The sequence below is a fragment of the Ornithinimicrobium tianjinense genome (assembly GCF_014636495.1).
GTDB classification, from domain to species: domain Bacteria; phylum Actinomycetota; class Actinomycetes; order Actinomycetales; family Dermatophilaceae; genus Ornithinicoccus; species Ornithinicoccus tianjinensis.
On sequence record NZ_BMEM01000001.1, the window covers coordinates 477,972 to 496,149 of the forward strand.

General features: G+C 70.1%; 12 protein-coding genes. 2 read left to right on the forward strand and 10 right to left on the reverse strand.

Annotation, left to right across the window (positions count from 1 at the left end; all coding sequences use genetic code 11):
- Nucleotides 1-138: 138 nt before the first annotated feature.
- Nucleotides 139-3,567, reverse strand: coding sequence for a helicase-related protein (locus IEV65_RS02310; RefSeq protein WP_188427987.1), 3,429 nt, complete (start codon nt 3,565-3,567; stop codon nt 139-141).
- An 81-nt stretch (nt 3,568-3,648) separates the two neighbouring features.
- Complete coding sequence (locus IEV65_RS02315; protein WP_188427988.1) at nt 3,649-3,852, reverse strand: hypothetical protein; 204 nt, start codon at nt 3,850-3,852, stop codon at nt 3,649-3,651.
- Between the two features lie 171 nt (nt 3,853-4,023).
- Here IEV65_RS02315 and IEV65_RS02320 point away from each other — a divergent pair, with 171 nt between their 5' ends.
- Nucleotides 4,024-6,294 (forward strand): HelD family protein, encoded by a 2,271-nt coding sequence (locus tag IEV65_RS02320; RefSeq protein WP_188427989.1) that lies wholly within the window; start codon nt 4,024-4,026, stop codon nt 6,292-6,294.
- A gap of 66 nt (nt 6,295-6,360) precedes the next feature.
- Here IEV65_RS02320 and IEV65_RS02325 read toward each other — a convergent pair whose 3' ends face one another.
- From IEV65_RS02325 to IEV65_RS02355, 7 genes are all read right to left on the reverse strand, one after another.
- Nucleotides 6,361-6,879: an EVE domain-containing protein gene (locus tag IEV65_RS02325; RefSeq protein ID WP_188427990.1), complete on the reverse strand. Its 519-nt coding sequence runs from the start codon at nt 6,877-6,879 to the stop codon at nt 6,361-6,363.
- A 107-nt stretch (nt 6,880-6,986) separates the two neighbouring features.
- On the reverse strand, nt 6,987-10,325 hold the full coding sequence (locus IEV65_RS02330) for a UvrD-helicase domain-containing protein (RefSeq protein WP_188427991.1): 3,339 nt from the start codon (nt 10,323-10,325) through the stop codon (nt 6,987-6,989).
- Complete coding sequence (locus IEV65_RS02335) at nt 10,322-11,446, reverse strand: PD-(D/E)XK nuclease family protein (RefSeq protein WP_188427992.1); 1,125 nt, start codon at nt 11,444-11,446, stop codon at nt 10,322-10,324. Before IEV65_RS02335 ends, IEV65_RS02330 begins: the two co-directional genes overlap by 4 nt.
- 196 nt (nt 11,447-11,642) lie before the next feature.
- Nucleotides 11,643-13,448: a PD-(D/E)XK nuclease family protein gene (locus IEV65_RS02340; RefSeq protein ID WP_229734798.1), complete on the reverse strand. Its 1,806-nt coding sequence runs from the start codon at nt 13,446-13,448 to the stop codon at nt 11,643-11,645.
- A gap of 77 nt (nt 13,449-13,525) precedes the next feature.
- Nucleotides 13,526-13,909 carry a type II toxin-antitoxin system VapC family toxin gene (locus IEV65_RS02345; RefSeq protein WP_229734799.1) on the reverse strand — a complete coding sequence of 128 codons (384 nt, stop codon included), beginning with the start codon at nt 13,907-13,909 and terminating at the stop codon, nt 13,526-13,528.
- 8 nt (nt 13,910-13,917) lie between these two features.
- Nucleotides 13,918-14,160: a FitA-like ribbon-helix-helix domain-containing protein gene (locus IEV65_RS02350; protein ID WP_188427995.1), complete on the reverse strand. Its 243-nt coding sequence runs from the start codon at nt 14,158-14,160 to the stop codon at nt 13,918-13,920.
- Between the two features lie 212 nt (nt 14,161-14,372).
- Nucleotides 14,373-15,260 (reverse strand): pYEATS domain-containing protein, encoded by an 888-nt coding sequence (locus IEV65_RS02355; RefSeq protein WP_188427996.1) that lies wholly within the window; start codon nt 15,258-15,260, stop codon nt 14,373-14,375.
- A 258-nt stretch (nt 15,261-15,518) separates the two neighbouring features.
- Between IEV65_RS02355 and IEV65_RS02360 the strand changes: the two genes are divergently transcribed.
- Nucleotides 15,519-17,261, forward strand: coding sequence for a lectin-like domain-containing protein (locus tag IEV65_RS02360; RefSeq protein WP_229734800.1), 1,743 nt, complete (start codon nt 15,519-15,521; stop codon nt 17,259-17,261).
- A 102-nt stretch (nt 17,262-17,363) separates the two neighbouring features.
- Here the strand turns inward: IEV65_RS02360 and IEV65_RS02365 are convergent, their stop codons facing one another.
- A complete protein-coding gene (locus tag IEV65_RS02365) occupies nt 17,364-18,047 on the reverse strand; it encodes a DUF2397 family protein (RefSeq protein WP_188427997.1) in 684 nt (227 codons plus the stop codon).
- Nucleotides 18,048-18,178 lie beyond the last annotated feature (131 nt).

Genomic DNA, 18,178 nt, shown 5'->3' on the forward strand with positions numbered 1-18,178 from the left:
CTGCTCTCATCCGTCCCTCGTGCGCGGGGCGCGCTGCGGACGCCCCCTGGCGCATTTCTTCACCGTGCCCCAGCCACTTCTGCCACACCATACAAGTCCAGGCCCCGCTCTCCGCGGTCGGAGTAACTACTCGAGCTCTCACACGGGGCGGCCTCCAGATGCCCATGTCTTGTCCCAGCTCAGGACGACCTTCTCTGTGAAGAGGCTTCCAAGGTCGACCGTGCGGAAGTGGTCGACGAGGTATCGGATTTCGTCGTGCTGCGGCCCTCGTGGGTCGACCTTGACCAGCACCAACCGGTGAGCGTTGGTGGTGTTCTTCCCCACCATGACCTCGCTGTGGGTCACGACGAAGTCGTCGGCGCCCTCGACGCGGGCCTTGACCTCGATGAAGACCGTGCTCCGGTCGGGTGCTACGGACGCGATGTCGTAGCCCTTGTTGTTGTGAGCCATCTCGGTCGGCTCGCGGCCGAGAGCGCGTTCGGCAGCCAGGGCCGCATCGACTCCACGCCTCTCGCTGACGGTCGTATCGACGGGCGGGCGGTCAGCAGGGCTCTCCGTCGCCCCATCAGCGCCGTCGAGCCAGGAGGCCGGCACTACGACGGCTGCGCACGCGACGCGAGGAGGGGGAGTGCGCATCGTGCGCTGGCGTTCGATGGAGGCAAGCCGCTCGACGAGCCGCGCCTGCAGGTCGTCAGCCTTCCTGCTGAGGCTGGTTGAAGACTCCTTGACCGCTTGGCCTGCTGACTCTTTCGCAGATGCGGCAAGCGCCTCGCTGCCGAGGCGGGTGATCTCCGCGCGCAGCCTCGTCTCCACGGCCCGGGCCGCAGCGTCGAGCTCCTCGCGGCGGCGGGGCGCAAGCTGGGCGACATACCCAGGCAGCTCGTGCTCGACCAGCCAGGAGACCGCGGCAGACTCGGCACCGTCCAGCCACGACATACCCCGTGCTCTCTCGGTCAACGGTCCCTCGGGGGCGGCGACGCAGTCGAGATAGGGGGCGGGGCCGGCAGCTGTCACCGTGCCGTGCTCGTCGGCATAGGCGTAGCCGAACGTGCGGCCGACGACCTCTCCGGTCCCGTCCAGCACCTCTTCAGTGACGCCGACGAGCAGCTGCGGCTCGTCGAGATCGGGCGAGACCAGCACAGTGCCATGTTCGAGCGCCTCACCCGCCCGATCAAGTGTGGCGGCGATGACGGCGTCGTGCAGGGGGTGGCCCGGGGCGAGCAGGTCTGCTCGCTCGCTGCTGGGGTGGTCGATAGAGGCGATGTCGAAGGTGACGCGTAGGTATCGAGAGGCGATCGCCGCTCGGCGGGTGCGGAGCTCGGCAGGCACCCGGCTGATCTCATAGCGGTTCTTCTCCCGGCGCGCCATGCGCCCACCCAGCCGTTCGAAACCGGCGCGGAACGCCATCTCGATGTAGTGGGGCTGCAGGCGGCGGGCACGTGCCTCGTCCATGCGGCGTCTCAAGTGTGCGAGCTCCTCGGGTGAGAGGATCTCGCGGGCCAGCGCCTCGTTCATCAGTTCGTTGAGGCCCTCGGACACGCCGGCGTCGATGACCTCCTGCATGCGCGCGCGGACCTCCGGCTGGTCGCCGTAGCGGATCGCCTCCATCAGCAGGTCGCGCAGGGCCTGGTCGCCGAAGGCGTCGCCCCCGAGGACGTCGAAGATCTTGCCGCCGTAGGCCTCGCGCTGCTCGTCGATCTTGTCCAGCAGCCGCTTGAAGACCTCGCCCTCACGAGTGGTGATCGCCACCAGGTTCCACAGACGGCATACCTCGGTCTGCCCGATGCGGTGGATGCGACCGAAGCGCTGCTCGATGCGGTTGGGGTTCCACGGAAGGTCGTAGTTGACCATCAGGTGTGCGGCCTGGAGGTTGAGACCTTCACCGGCGGCATCGGTCGCGACGAGCACCTGGCACTCGGGGTTCTTGGTGAACTCCTCGGCGATCCGGCGGCGCTCCACCCGGTTGACGCCGCCATGCATGGCGACGACCGCGTCCCTGCGTCCGAGAATCGTGCCGATGCGCTGCACGAGGTAGTCGAGCGTGTCACGGTGCTCGGTGAAGACGATCAGCTTGCGCGGCGTCCCACCGTCACGCTCGAGGACGTTGCCCTCGAGGATCGAGCGCAGCTCGGACCACTTGACGTCGCGCCCGCTGGAGCGGACGAGGGCCGCCTGCTGGACGAGTTGGTCGAGCTCGGCGATCTCGGCGCGCAGCTCTGCCTCGGTGCGCGCAGCAGTCGCCGCGTCGACCAGCTCCTCCTCCCAGACCTCGGCCTCCTCTGACGCCCAGTCATCGTCATCGTCCGGGAGGTAGGAGGCTGGCGTCGCGGTCAGGACGCCGACGCCGTTGGCGAGGTCGTCGGCCCGTGTGCGGAGACGTGCCGTACGCCGCCTGAGGGACTCGTGGATCGCGGCCGGACTTGAGGCGAGCCGACGCTGCAGGACGGTGAGGGCGAAGCCGACCGTGCGCTTGCGGCCGCTGTCTAGATTGTCGGCGCGCCCCATCCCCTCGCGGACGTATGCCGTGACGGAGTCGTAGAGATCCTGCTCAAGAGGTGAGAGCTCGTAGGGCACCGTCTCAGCGCGGCGCTCCGGAAAGAGGGGTGTGCCGTCGAAGGTGAGCAGGTCCTCCTTCACCATGCGCCGCATGAAACGGGAGGTGTCGACCTTGCGGTGCGGTCCCTCGGATGCAGCCTTGCCGGCGAACTCGTCCCGGTCCAGCAGGGAGAGGAAGGTCTGGAAGTCGGCTTCGACGCCGTTGTGCGGTGTCGCGGTCATGAGCAGGAGGTGCCGCGTGATGTTGCCGAGGCGCTCGCCGAGGTCGAAGCGGCGCGTGCGGTTGAGCTTGCTGTTGAACCAGCGCGCTGACATGCGGTGCGCCTCGTCGACGATGACGAGGTCCCATTCCGAGTCGTCGAGCTGCTCGAGCAGGAGCTCGTTGCGGGCGAGCTGGTCCATACGGGCGATGAGATAGGGCTTGTCGTCGAAAACTGACCGGCCCGGCGCGGTGTCACCGTCACCTGCGGCGAGGACGCCGAAACGCAGACCGAACTTGAGGAAGAGCTCGTCCTGCCACTGGTGGACCAAACCACCCGGGGCGACGACCAGGCAGCGGTGCACGTCGTCGCGGAGCATGAGCTCCTTGATCAGCAGGCCGGCCATGATGGTCTTCCCTGCGCCTGGGTCGTCGGCAAGCAGGAAGCGCAAGGGGCGGCGGGGGAGCATCTCGCCGTAAACCGCGCGGATCTGGTGGGGCAGCGGCTCGACCTCGCTGGTGGCCACGGCGATCATGGGGTCGAAGAGGCCAGCACGCTGGATGCGCTGGGCCTCAGCGGCGAGCTTGAAGTCGTCCGCTGGCGCGTCGAAGGGGCGGCGCGACCCAACCGCAAGGCTCAGCCGGTCCTCGTCGGAGCGATAGAGGACTGCCTCCTGGATCGGGCCGGTGGGCGGGCGGTAGACGAGATTGAGGGCGTCTGCCCCGTGCCACGCGACGGCGACAACGGTGACGGGGCTGTTTGGCACGACACCGTTCACGGAGGTGCCGGCGGTGATGTCCTCGAGGCGCACGGTCCCGACCTTATGCGTGAGGAGTCGATGGCCGTCGGGCCGGCCTTGACTTGCTTGCCCGACCGATCAATCGGTGTCGCGCTACCCCTGCAGAGCACCGTCGACGGCGTTCACCATCGCCTTCGCCATCTCCTGGTGCTCGCCCCGCCACTTCTTGCTACGTTCGTACTTGTCGTCGTCGACGAAGTTGCGGAGGGTCTCAAGCTGCTTGCGGGTGAAGAAGCCGGACACGACATACCCGAGCACCTCCCCACCCTTCTCGACCGGCTGGGCGTCGAACGTCACAGGGCTGTACTTGGGCAATAGATAGTCCTCCTGGAACCGCAGTGTTCTTGCCGTGACTATAGGCGGAACTGATGCACTCGCGCGGGGTCGCGGGGCGAGGCATCGCGGACGGGAGGTCACCGCTATGGGGCGCCTCGTGTTGTGTCGGAGGGGAGTGGTAGCAATGTCCCCATGGTGGAGCAGGGTGAACTTGCGAAGGAGCAGGCCCACTTCGATACGGCGTGGGACGCGCGGGAGAAGAGCCGCCAGCTCCTTCAGGGGGCGTGGGAAGCGGCGGGTGGACCGAACAAGGTCAGAGCACTCGTCAAGCGCAACGGTGAGCTCAAGGCCAAGCAGCTGGGTGGGCCAGAGGAGGCTGTGGCCTTTGGGCGGTTTGACAGAGACGGCGAGACGCTCTACATCGGGAACCACTGCATCGCCAACGAGGACAGGGACCTCTTGGTGATCAACTGGCAGGCGGACGCAGCCAATGCCTACTACGCCGCCACGGTGCAGGAACCGCTGGGCGTCGAGAGGAAGCGAACGTACGCAACCACCCGTAACCAGATCGACACGTACACGGACACCCTTTTCGAGCACCTGGCCAGGTCGTTGGAAGAGCTGACCGGGCCGGAGCAGTGGGGGGTGGACGATGCCATCCTGGACGACCTCGAAGCCGGCCGCACCGGCCTCATGCGCGACATCGTGCAGACGATCCATGCATCCCAGAACGAGCTGATCCGATCCCCGATCGACCAGCTCTTGATCGTGCAGGGTGGCCCAGGTACCGGAAAGACTGCAATCGCCCTGCACCGGATCTCCTGGCTGCTCTTCAATTATCGTGACCGGCTGCAGCCCGCGGACTGCCTGGTGATCGGGCCGAACCCCACCTTCACGCGCTACATCAGGGAAGTCTTGCCGGGTCTTGGCGATCAAGACGTCAGACATGCCGATCTCAGGTCGCTCGGACCGCAGCGCGGCGTAGGTGCTGCGGAGGATCGGAGAGTCTCAAGGCTCAAGGGTGACGCTCGGATGGCGGACCTGCTCAGGCACGCGCTATGGCAACGCGTAGGCCTTGCCGAAAAGGCAGAGCGCTTGACTCTTGGAGCGGAGGGGCTCGGGCCCTCGGCCGAGAGGGAAGAGATCGAGCGTGAGATTGATCGCTTGCGACAAGGAACCTATAACGACGGACGCACTTCCTTCCGCCGGTTCCTGCAGGATCAGGTGGCGCGCCGGAGCCGCAGCGTGGTGACGGCCGCCACGATCGACAACGCTCTGGAGCGCGTATGGCCGCAGGCGACACCACAGTCGTTCCTGCGCGACCTGTTCGCTTCACGCGAGCGGATGCTCGCCGCAGCGGGCGCGGTGGAGAAGGACTTCACGGTGAGCGAGATTCGAAGGCTTCTTCGGGCTCCGCAGGAAAAGCTCTCGCTCGAGGCCTGGTCGGACGCGGACGTCGCTCTGCTTGACGAACTGGACTACCTGCTCAACGGGCGGCCCACAACCTTTGGGCACGTCGTTGTCGATGAGGCTCAGGACCTGTCACCCATGCAGCTGCGGAGCATCCGGCGTCGTTCTCGTAGCGGCTCCATGACGGTGGTGGGTGATATCGCGCAGTCCACGGGGTCGTGGGCACGCGACTCCTGGGACGATGTCCGTCAGGGCCTTGGGTCTGACCTTCCTACCGTGGTCGAGGAACTGTCGCTTGGATACCGGGTTCCACGTCAGGTCTACGAGTTCGCTGCCCAGCTCCTTCCGGTCGCTGCCCCGCTCGTCACGCCTCCGCGAGTTGTCAGGGATGGCCCCCAGGACCCGGAACTGATCGAGACAGCCTCGGAGGACCTTGCACTCGTCGCGGTGCGGGCAGCTAGGCATCACGCTGGGAACGGACAGTTCGTCGGACTGATCTGCTGTGACGAGCTGCGCGACTCGGTGGTTGAGCAGTTCAGGGCACACGGCATCAGCTACTCGGACGCGAGCACAGGTGAGATTGGCAAGTCCATCAACCTGGCCAGTCCCGTGGAGGCTAAGGGCCTGGAGTTTGACGCTGTTGTCATCGTCGACCCAGCCGCCATCGTCCGATCGTCTGACCGGGGGCACCGCTTGCTCTACGTTGCTCTCACGCGCACGACCCGGTTCCTCACCGTGGTCCACGACGGGGTGGCGCTACCGATCGAACCGATGAGTCCCGACTCGGGCCTCGATGAAGCTCCTCAAGTGCTGACCATCGCATCTCCCCCGGAGACGGCCACTGAGGAGCGGCTTACCGACGTCGTGGCCAAGGAGGGACGTGCGGATCGGCGCGCAATACCGCCCTCCTCGAGAGCTGTCGACAGGCTCACGCGCAGCGCCGCCAGAGAGATCGCGGCCGAGGTGCGTGACGCCTTGCAGCCAAGCACGTACAGGAACTTCTTGGTCGCGCTGTGTGAGGAGTTGGGCGTAGACCTTGACGGGACTTCCTGATGGGGTGATGGGGGCGTGCGCAGGCGGGGTGTAGGGCCCTGCCCCAAACAGTTCTTGGCGCCGCGCCTAAGTCTTCGCCAGCCGTCCTGGCCAACCCGCTGCCTGCAGGTCCTGCTGGTCGATAAAATCCGCCAGGGCGCGGGACTCGTCGGGCGTGAAGTACAGCGGGTTAGGGGCCATGCGCATCCGCATGAGCTCCGAGCCGGTGAACCGGTGATCGGACTTCAGCGCAGTCCGAGGAACGGGTGTGGTCAGGATGACAGCGTCATAGCCGACGAATGGCATCGGAACGCCCTTCTTCGATGGATCAACGGTGTACCTCGGATCCCACCGATCCACGTGAACGCCTTCAGTAACTACCCCGATCTCGACAACGGCAGGGTTCTTAGCGCCGCCCACATAAAGCACGATGAGATCGCCGACCTCGATCAGCTCGTTGCGGTACGTGGTTCCGAGGCTCCAGGCAGATGGGTACGGCACGCCAGCAATCTCCTGGCCTTCATCCAGGGCTCGCCAGTAGTCCCACTTCTCATCCGGACTGCAGCGGACGACCCAGCTGCCGACGTCTGCGCGTTCGATCGCCACGTGCCGCTCCCTTCGTGTTTGCCTTCCTCACGGAATTCTGCGCCCGTGCGAGGGCTCAAACAAGAGGTGCCTAGGAGCCACGCGGCCGGACAACTCCAGCATCAGGGTTAGGCCACCACGATGAAGGTGCCGCCGCTGATGCATAGCGCAGCCTGGACCGACGTGTCGCCGACCGCTCGCCCGATGCTCTTGGAATAGGCGCTCAATTGCGGCGCGTAGAACTGCGCCCGTGCCGCCCACCCCTCGATGGGCAGATCGTCCGTCTTGTAGTCGACGACCACCAGACGCCCGTCGTCCTCCCGGTACAGCAGGTCGACGAACCCCTCCAGCACCGTGCCGTCCTCCTGCACCGTGCCGACGTAGGACTCCCGCCAGTGCTCGCGCTGGGCGGCACGACGCACGACGTCCGAATGCAGGAACGAACTGGCCAGATCCCGGACGACGTCGGCGTGGTTCGTCACGCCCTCGGCCCAGCACTGTGCCGCCACGGCGTCGTCCAGCCCCGCGCCGGTGGCCAGGTCGACGGTCTGCATCACGCCGTGCACCGCTCGACCGATCGCCGAGCCGTAGCGGCCCTTGACCCAGGCAGGTCGCTCGACATCGCGGCCGCCCTTGGCGGTGGACCGAGCGACCTGCCCATCCTCCGGCATCGCGAGTTTCTCGCCCTGCGCAGTCTCTTCAGGAGCAGATCTCATCGGCAGTCCGGCGAGCTCGACCTCGGGGTCCGTCCCCTCCAGGCCGGAGGCGCTCTGTGCGCTGCGGCGGCGTGAGGAGGCCACGGCGTCATCCAGTTCGCTCCGCCAGCGGGACCACTCCGGCGGCGGAGGAGCGGCCGCACGGGCACGGGTCGTCGCCGCGCCGGGTGCGAGAGCCGTGGTCGTTGGCAAGGACTCGGCGCCCGCCGCCCCACTCGCACCGGCATCGGCGAGCAGGTGCGCCAGGGTGTCCTTGCCACTGCGTCCGTCCGCCGACCGGTGCATCGACACCACGAGATGGTCCTTGGCCCGGGTCGTCGCGACGTAGAGCAGGCGGCGCCGCTCCAAGGCGCTCATCTGCTCGTCCACCGGTTCGGCGTCGGCGAAGTCGCCGGTGGTCAGGTCCTTGCCCAGCGAGATCGCGAAGCCGTCGTCGGTCCACAGCAGCTGGACACCCCGCCGGTTGTTGGGCTTCGACGACAGGCCGGAGACGACCACCATGGGGAACTGCAGGCCCTTGGCCGCGTGCACGGTCATGATCCGCACCGAGTCGACGTCCGACTCCGGCAGCACCGCCTCGCCGGCGCGCGAGGTCTCCGACGCCTGCGCCTGGGCCCACGCGAGGTAGGCGCGCAGCCCGCCGTGCTCGGTCTCCGACCACGCGCGGGCCTGGTCCACGACATACCGCAGCCGCCGCCAGGTGTCCCGCGCCCGCGGACCGTCGGCGGCCACCTCCAGCATCCGTCGGTCGACGACGAGCCGGGTCAGCACCTCGCTCGGGGTGAGCCACCGCGCCTCGTCGTGCAGGGTCTTCAGGTATGCCGTCGCGCGCGCCACCGGGTGGTCGGCCAGGGCGTCGGGCACCGGGGCCAGCACGGAGAAGGTGCCCCCGTCGCGGCGGAAGGTGAACAGGTCGTCGTCACCGCAGGCGAACAGGCTGGAGCGCAGCGCCGTGACGAGGGAGAAGGCGTCGGAGGTGTCGGCGATCGCGCGCAGGGCGGCGAAGAGGTCGCGCACCTCCTGGGCCTGGTAGACGATCGAGCTCGACTCCGTGCGGTAGCTCACGCCCGCCGCGTCCAGCGCCTCCTCGAGGAAGGGCACCGACGTGCGCGCCGGCACGAGGATCGCGATGTCGTCCTCCCGCAGCGGCCGCCACGCCGTGCGCGGCCGGCCGTCCTCGTCGCGCTCGTCCGTCTCGGCCTCGGTCGTCCACCCCTCGTCCAGGGCTTGGCGGACGGCGGCGGCGACGTCCGCGGCCTCGCGGCGGCGCACCTCGTCGGCACGAGGCTTGTCCTGGTGCGCCTCGGCTCCCAGCACGGCAACAGGAGGACCCACGGTCGAGCCGTCGCGGTGGGGCGCGAGCGCCTCGTAGGCCGGCTGCCGGTCGGCGTGCTCGGTGATCAGCTGGGCGAAGACGGCGTTGACCCAGTCCAGCACCGGCGCGCCGCTTCGGAAGTTGGTGGTCAGCGACACCTGGCCGCCGAGGGTCTCGCGCGCCTGCAGGTACATCCGGATGTCGGCCCGGCGGAAGCGATAGATGGACTGCTTGGGGTCGCCGACGACGAAGAGCGACCCGGGCGGCACCTGCACGTCGCGCCAGTCGGCCTGCCCGGCCGCCGCACCCCCGGCGATCCGGACCGCGATCTCGATCTGGATCGGGTCGGTGTCCTGGAACTCGTCGAGCAGCAGCCGGCGGTAGCGCTGCTGCAGCGTCTCCCGCACCTCGGGGTTGTGCAGGAGCAGGTCGCGCGCAAGGACGAGCAGGTCGTGGAACTCCAGGCGACCCTCGCGTCGGCGGGCGTGCGCTGCCTCGAGCACCCGCTCGCCGCACCAGTGGACGACGACACGCAGGCACCGGTCCTTGAGCTGGGCGAGCACCCCGGCGACCTCCTGCTGCCACGCCGTGCAGTCCTTCTTGAGCTGGTTGTGCCGTCCCGCCCAGCCCTTGTTGGCGCCGTGGCGGAACTTGAGGTCCGCAACGGCGGTGAGGGAGGCGACGACATCGGCGGAGTCGGTCCCGACGGTGCGGTGGCGGTGGGCCCACTCGGCCAGCGCGGCGAGGTCGGGCAGGAGCTTGTCGGCGGCGTCCACGCAGCTGTCTGCCTCCGCCGCGAGCTCCAGCGCCCGCTCCACGAGGTGCTCGACGTCGGGCAGGCTGGGCGGCTCCGGCGCCCCGGGCCCGACGACGTGCGACTCCACCAGGTCCCAGTCGGCGTTGAGCTTGGCCACGATCGCCCGGACCTGCTCGACCTTCACCCCCGACGCGAGCGCGAGCTCGAGGGTCGGGGCGAGAGCCTCGTCGTCGAGCAGCTGCCCGCGGATCTCCGCCCACCGGGCATCGAACGCCACCGACGAGCCGACCTCGTCGAGCACCTCGACCATCGGCGGGACCCCCGCCTCGATCGGGTGCTCGGCCAGGATCCGCTGCGCGAAGGAGTGCAGCGTCCCGATCGCCGCCAGGTCGAGCCCGTCGAGCGCCTCCTCGGCCCGCTCCCGCGCCTGGTCGTCGCCGGCCCGGACGGCCTGCTCGAAGGACGCCCGCAGCCGGTCGCGCAGCTCAGCCGCGGCGCGCTCGGTGAAGGTGACGGCGGCCACCGACTCGATCGGTATGCCGTCGCGCAGCACCAGCGTGGCCACCCGCTCCACGAGGGAGCGGGTCTTGCCGGACCCGGCCCCGGCCTCGACGAAGAGGGTCTCGTCGGTGGCTTCCCGGATCCGCTCGCGCGCGTCCTGGTCGGTGAGCCGCGTCATACCTCGTCCTCCTCCGCGGAGCCGTCCAGGGCGTCCGGCTCCACCAGAGCCGTGTAGGCGCGCAGCGCGGCCGTGCCCCGCAACGCCTCCCACCGCTCGCGGACCGCCGCGTGCCCCAGACAGTCGGGGTTGCAGGCGGAGCACTGCGTGTAGCCGTAGTCGGCGGCCTTGGGAGCCCGCTGCGGGAAGAGGCCTCGCGCGATGCCGTCGACGAGCAGTGCGAGGGCCTCGGCATACCGCTCCATGACCGCGTCGGTGAGCGGCAGCTGCACCCGGCCGGTCGCCCTGCCGGTGAACCAGTAGAGCGCCTCCACCGGGGTGTGGGCCTGCCCGTGAGCGGCCCGGGCGGCGAGGGCGTAGGCCGGCAGCTGGAGCTTGCTGCCCCCGAGCACCGGATCCTCGTCGAGACCCTTGAACGACTCCTTCTTGCCCGTCTTGATGTCGGCGACCAGCAGCGTGCCGTCGCGGCGCCGGTCGACCTTGTCGGCCGACCCGCGCAGCAGCACCGCGCGGCCGTCCGGCAGCGGCACCCGCACCGGCGGCGTGCCGTCGAGCCCGAACTTGAGCTCGCTGGTGACCACCGCGGCGTCGTGCTTGGCCCGCCAGGCGTCGTCGTCGGTGAGCATGCGGTCCAGGACCGTGCGGACCCACTGCTCCTGCCGGGCCCACAGGCGGGGGTGACCGGTGCGTCCCTCGGCCTGGTAGCGGGCGCCGACCTGCTCGCCCAGCTCGAGCAGCCGCGCGCGCTGGGAGCTGGTCCAGGGCTGCCCGTGGCCGGGGAGCTCGCCGCGCTCGGCGGCCTCCGTGACCAACCTGTCCATCGCCTCGTGGACCAGCGAGCCGAGGTCGGTGGCGCTGATGGTGATGATCTCCTCGGGCGCCTCCACCGGCTCGACCCGCAGCAGCCGCCGCAGGAGGTAGTCGTGCGGGCAGGCGGCGTAGCTCTCGAGGGCGGTGGGGGAGACCGCCGTGGTGCCTGCCGCGTGGTCGGGGAGGCCCGCGAGGCCGGCGAGGTTGCCGTCGAAGCGGCTGAAGTCCTCGCCGCGACGGGCCCGCAGGAGCTCCTGGGTCGACTCGACGACGGGGTCGGCCGGTGCGGTCCCGGCCAGGTGGGCGCGCACGCGCCACTCCTGCTCGGTGGCCGGGTGCCTGGTCGTGCGCAGGCTTCCGGCGAACGACGGCGATCCCTGGACCGCATCCCCGGCGGGCGTGGCGCCGCGCTCCCACTCGGTGGCCGGCAGCCCGGGGTCGCCGCTGAGTGCGCGCAGGGACGGCAGCAGCCAGCGGGAGGGGAGCCGGTGGGAGTGCCGGCGCAGGTCACCGCGGGGGAAGCTGGGCCGTCACGTGGGTCGCCGAGTCGAAGGCGGCGAGCAGCGCCCGGTGGGTGGTGTCGGCGCGGCGGCGGGTGCTGCGCAGCGCCCAACCGGTGGCCTCCCGCGCCCGCTCGGGCAGCAGCGAGTCCTCGCGCAGGCTGCCGGGGCACAGGTCCTCCGCCAGCCCCAGCACGTGGACGACGTCCAGGTCGAGCCCGACCGCCTGCTCGACCGGGGCGACGAGCACGCCGCGGCCGAACGTGCCGACCCGCGGCAGCGCCCCGTCGAGCTCGAGGCCGAGGATCTCCTCCACCCCGGTGAGCGAGGGGCTGGTGGGCGTGCTGTCGAGGGCGTGCAGCTGGGACAGCGCGCTGCGGACCGTGACGAGGGCGTGCTGCTCGGCCGGCGGGAGGTGCCGGTGGGTGGCCGGAGGCAGGAGTGCGTCGAGTATGCCGCGCAGCCCCTCCGCGGCCTCGGTCCAGGTGGCGGCGCGGGCGAGGGCGTCGAGGCGTCCGCGCAGGGTGGCCACGAAGTGCCGCATGGCTGCGGTGGCCTCGCGGTGGCGGGTGAGCCGGTCGCGGGTGCTGTCGTAGAGGTCGTCGTCCGCGAGCTGGTACTCGATCGACCGCTGGTGGACGTCGAGGCGCTCCTGCCAGTCGTCCCCGGCCACGATGCCGGCCTCGCGGGTGATGCGCTCCCAGAGCGGGAGCGAGACGCGGGTGGCCGGCGCGTCCGGCTGCTCGAACGTGGTGACCGGCAGCTCGCCGATGGTCCGCAGGAGGTCGGCCCGGCGGTAGCCGGTGCGGGCGGTCTCCAGCAGCCCGAGCACCAGGCGGGCCACGGCGCGCTCGGCGACCGGGCGCACACCGGGGCCGTTGACCTCGATCCCGGCGGCGGCCAGGTGCTCGTGGAGCAGGCGCGCGTAGGGGTCGCGAGCGGCATACAGGACCGCGACGCGGTGGGCAGGGGTGGTGCGCAGGACCCGGACGACCTCGCGGACGGCGCACCGGACCTCGTCGTCGGAGTCCGAGGCATGGGCGATGCGGTCGACCGTGGGAGCTGGGCGTGGCGGCGGCAGGGGAGCGTCGGGGACGACGGTGTGCACCGACTCGAGGACGGCGGCGTCGGCGCGGTGGTCGCCGGTGTGCCCGACGACCAGGTGGGTGTCGGTGAGCCGGGCGAGGGTCGCGGTCAGTCGCGCCTCGGCGTGCGTCAGCTCCTGGGGGAGGTAGATGACCACGCTGCCCAGCTCGGCGGCGCGTGCCGCGGTGAGCGTGGCGGCCGCGGTGTGGAGCAGGTCGGTCTCGTCGTAGTGGCTCTGGGCGATGCGCTCGCGGGTGGCTCGGTGGACGCGGACGACGTCGGCGCAGAGGGCGCTCGTGCCGGCGACGCTCTCGCACGCGGCGTCGTCGACGTCGCGCAGGTCGTGGTGTGCACGGGCCAGGGCCCGGGCGGTCGAGGGGTGGTCGGCGACCTCGCCGAAGACGCCGGGATCACCCTGCAGCACGCCGCGGACGGTCGCGCCGACGAGGGCGCGGGTGGCGGGCTTGCGCCCCTCGCCGGTGAGCCGAGGGGAGGCGAGCTGCTCGGCGAGGCGCGGGAGGGTGGTAATCCAGAGACTGGCGATGGCCGGCCGGTCCGGGTGCACGCCGCGGGCCAGGTGGCGGCGGGCGACGATGCCGGCGACGTTGCTCGGCACGATGATGGTGACGGGGTGGAGGGGGTCGTCCTGCTTCAGGTGGGCGACGACGTCCCTGAGCGCGTCCAGGGCAGGGCGGCCGTAGGTCGTCCATCTCACGCGTGCCGTCACTGGCACCCTCCTCGAGCGTCTCGTCGATACCGTACACACGCGCGTCTGCGGTCTCAGGGTGAGGCGTGACCGACCTGTCAGACAACGATGACGTCGACGTCGCTGACGGGTGCCGCGCCCCTCATCAGGCGGCCGTCGCGGGTCACAAGGGGGACGTCGACGCCCTCGGCCAGCACCACATAGGCCGCGTCGTATGCCGTGAGGGCGCTCCCGAGGTCAAGGGCGCGCACGGCGAACGGCAGGCGTAGTGGCCAGCGCTGCAGCTGCAGGTCGTCGAGGTCGCGCAGAGCGTCCCGGGCCCGACCCACCGACAGGTGGCCACCCCGCACCAGTCCTCTGAGTGCGTGGAGGACCTCGACGTCGAGGTGGGCCGGCACGTGCCACTGTCCGCCGGCGACGTCGGGCAGCGCCTCCGGCTCCAGGGCCCCGGTCAGCAGGTCCACCAGCACGGAGGCGTCCATGACGCAGCTCATGCGCCCCGTGGGGTGTCAGCGTCGCGCAGGCTGCGGATCAGGTCGGTGGAGGACATCGCGGCCCGCTCTGATCGCGCGGCGACGCGCGCGAAGACCTGATTGCGCTCGGGTCGCGCCGCCTCGTCCTCCAGCAGGCGGCGCAACAGCAGGTTCAGCGAGATCCCCTGCCGAGCGGCGCGGGCCTTCAGCACGTCACGGACGCTCTCGTCGACGTCCCGGATCTGGATCAGCACAGCCATGCATTGATGTTAATGCAGATTGTATTGATCGTCCTGCGACGGTGGTGACGTCAGTCGATGCGAGCAAGGCGGTGGACCCGCTCGTTCTTGATATTGAGACTCATGCGGCATCTACCAGCGGCCGGTAGACGTCTTCCATCTGTCTGACGCGGACAGGATGCCCTCGTGGACGAGCGGTTCATCACGGCGCTGGCTCCGGTCGCCCCGGATCCTCACTGGCCCGTGACGGTCTCCAGGACACTCGCCATCTCGAAGTCGCAGTAGTGATGGACCACCACCCTGCTTCCGTCGTCGAAGGTGAGCTCGCACAGCACGAGGAACGGTCCGTAGGCCTGCGTCGCGATCCCGAGTCTGCCGTCGGTGCCTCGACGCCCCTCGAACACCTGGTACCCCCAGGCGCGCCCGAGGAAGAAGGAGGCGGAGGTGACGGTGCCGTCCGGGTCGGGACGGGCGGTGACGCGGACCGTCACCGTGTACCAGCCTGGGCGTGGCGGTGAGGCAGGGCCGAGCGAGTGCACCACGAAGTAGCCGCGCTGAGCGTGCTTGACCGCCGACTGGTAGTCACGCAGGGCGGCACCGTAGGTCAGGCCCATCGGCTGGCCGAGGGAGGTGACCGCGACCTCGGCGGTCCCGGTCACGCTCCCCAGGCCTCGTAGCACCTCGATGCGCGTCGGTGAGTCGTTCCTGGCCGTCCCGGAGGGAGCGGGACCGGGCGTGCTGTCCGCCGTCTCGTCCGTGGTGGTCCCCATCGCCGGCGCGACCTGCAGGCCGGCGGTGTCTGGGGCCTGGAGCTTGGCGCCGGCGACCTCGACGCTCGTGAACCGGCGGCCGAGCAGCGCGACAAGCAGCGCCACCCCTGCCAGTCCGAGCACGGCAGCCACGAGCACGGCAGAGTCCTGGTCCACGGTCACCACGCAGCCGTCGGCCGCAGTCCTGCACTGCGCCAGGGCGACCCGACGACCGGGCGGGTCCACGATCAACCACAACGCCACGAGCAGCAGAGCCAACCCGGCGACGCTCGCCCCCGCGCGCTCCCAGGGCCGCAGCATCGCTTCCTCGGGTGCCTTCTCCGCACGCGTCCCGTCGACGTGCCTCGTCATCGCAGCACCTCCCGACTGAGTGAGGGTCACCAGGTCCGTCCAGTGTCGGTCCACGGCGGCGAGTGAGACATGGGTAGTTCTGCCTACGTCCGCCCGCCCGAGCCGATCCTGTCTCCCACCCCCGGGCAGATCACCTATGCCCGGGCGCACGCGATAGGGCATCTGCCCGATGCGCGCAGGTGCCTCCCGGGTGGAGCGTGGAGGCGACCGTCCGGGAGGGGTATCCCGGAGGTCTCCACCAGATGAAGGAGTCCCACCATGAAACTCCAGCCATCCCGAGCTGTGGCGACGCAGGGGCACGTGCGTCCGCTGCTGGGGTCGATGGGCGCCTCAGCACTCGTCGTCGCCTCGCTCGTGGCCCTGCCAGCCATCAGCGCGCAGGCGGTCGACCCCGTCTGCTCGACCACGACGTACACCACCTTCGACACCCCGCTGCCGGCCGACGTCACGCTCAACGGCAACGCGGCGATCGCAGGGCCTGTGGGAGCGAAGGTGCTGCGCGTCACGCCGTCCGCGTTGAGCCAGGCGGGCAGCGCGTTCACGACGAACAAGGTGAGCTTCGCCAACGACGGGTCGTTCAGCACGTTCTTCACGTTCACCTTCACCGCTCAGCAGGCCGGCGGTGCCGACGGGCTCGTCTTCACCGTCCAGAACGACGCCAACACCGCCGGAGGGCCCGGCGGTGGCATCGGCTATCTGGGGATCACGCCCAGCGTGGGGGTCGAGTTCGACAACTGGTACAACCAGGGCATCGACCCGTTCTCCAGCAACCACGTCGGGATCAACCTCAACGGAAGCGTGGTGTCCAACCCGGTGACCGGCAGCCCGGTGCCGCTCGACAACCCGTCCGCTCTGCATCGGGCATGGATCGACTACAACGGCGCCACCGACCAGCTCGAGGTCCGGCTCGCCGACTCCGACACACGTCCGGCCACGGCCCTGCTGACGAAGATGGTTGACCTGCCCGCGATCCTGGGCGGCAGCGGGGCCCCGGTCACCGACGCGTTCGTCGGGTTCACGTCAGGGACCGGTGCTGCGGCGGCCAACCACGACGTGCACAGCTGGACGCTGAACAACTGCTACCAGCCGATCGACACGCCACCGACCGTCGATGCCGGCGGCCCGTATACCGGTGACGAGGGATCACCCGTGACGATCGCCGGCTCCGTGGTCGACGACGGGACGGCGACCGCCCGCTGGAGCTACGCCGTCGACTCCGCAGACACCGGTGCGAGCTGTGCGTTCACCCCCGCCACCTCCGCCACTACGTCGGTGACGTGCACCGACGACGGGACCTACACGTTGACGCTGACGGGTGACGACGGGACCGCCGCTGTCTCCGACACCGCGACCCTCACGGTCGCCAACGTCGCTCCCGTCGTGGCCTCCGTGGTGCCGACCTTCACGGACGCCTGCACGGTGTCGGCGACGGCGTCCTTCTCCGACGCCGGCAGCAAGGACACGCACACGGCGTCCCTCGACTGGGGCGACGGCAGCTCCGGCGCCGCGACGGTCAGCGCGTCGACTGCGTCCGGGTCGCACACGTATGCCGCGGCCGGGACCTACGTCCTCACCGCGACGGTGTGGGACGACGAAGGCGCACACGGCACGGCCGGTGCGTCGGTGACGACCAAGAACGCGGGGTCCGCCTTCGGGGCGCCGCTCAGCCCGGAGGGCAGTGTCTTCAGGCTGGGCAGCACCGTGCCGCTGAAGCTGACGATCACCGACTGCTCGGGACACGTGGTCACCACGCTTTCGCCCACGGTGACGCTCGAGAAGGTGGACTCCCACCCCGACGGCACGGTCAACGTGACCAGCGTCGAGGAGGTGCCGACGAACGGCAAGGTGATGCTCTGGAACGGTGAGCACTACCACTACACGTTGTCCACGAAGAGGAGCGAGTTCCTCGGCGGGGCCGCGCTGACAGCCGGGAGCTACCGGGTGACGGTGAGCGACCCGACGCTGTTCAGCCCCGCGACGATCGAGTTCCACCTGCGCTGAGGCGCATCCGAGGCCCGGCGGTCTCGCCACCGGCAAGGGCTCGTGGGCGATCCCGTGGCCGTGCCTGCACGAGTTCCTTGTTGTCGTCACGCACCCGAGGCTCTACCGTCCGCCGACGGCCCCGGCGCTCGCGGTCGAGGCCGTCGAGGCCCTTGTCGCCGTGCCGACCGTGCAGCTGCTCTTGAAGAGGACGAACTCCTCGCGCCCGAGGTCGAAGCGGGTCAGCACCTGGGCGAGGTAGGAGTAGAACTGGCGGGTCGAGGTGACGAGCACCTCGAACTGGGCGAAGAGCGTCGAGATGCGGGTGGCGAGGTCGGTGGGGTCGGCCTGCTCGAGCCCGGCGTCGCACAGCCCGTTGAGGGCCGTGAGGCCGGCCAGCATGCCCGGCAGCATCTCGCTGGACACCTCGCGCGCCCCGTCGGACCGCGCCAGCAGCTCCTCGACCTGCCGCTGGACCAGCTCGCCGCGAGGGGTGAGCTGGTAGCGGGCGCGGTTGGTGAGGTACTCCCGCACGCTGCGCGCCTCGGTCTCCCGGGGGCTGCGCGCCAGGTTGCCGTGCTCGACGAGGTAGGACAGGCGCTGGTCGACGGTGTCTCGGTCGAGCTCGAGGCCCTCGCCGCGCAGCCGCTCGGTCACCTCCTCGGCGGACTGGTCCGACAGGAAGCCGCTGATGCCGGCGGTGAAGAGGCGCATGATGGCCAGGTAGGTGCCCGCCTCGTCGTTGACGGCATACCGCAGCGCCCCGAGCGTGAGGCGCTCGGCGGGCTCGAGGACGCCGTCGGACATGCGCCACAGCCTACGTATGCCCTCGCGGCGGCCTCCGCACGGCGGCTGACGCGGAGGGCGCCGCCACGTCGTAGCCTGGCCCGGACACGAGTGGGCCGGCCGCCCGGTCCCTGACCCCGAGAAGGATGCCC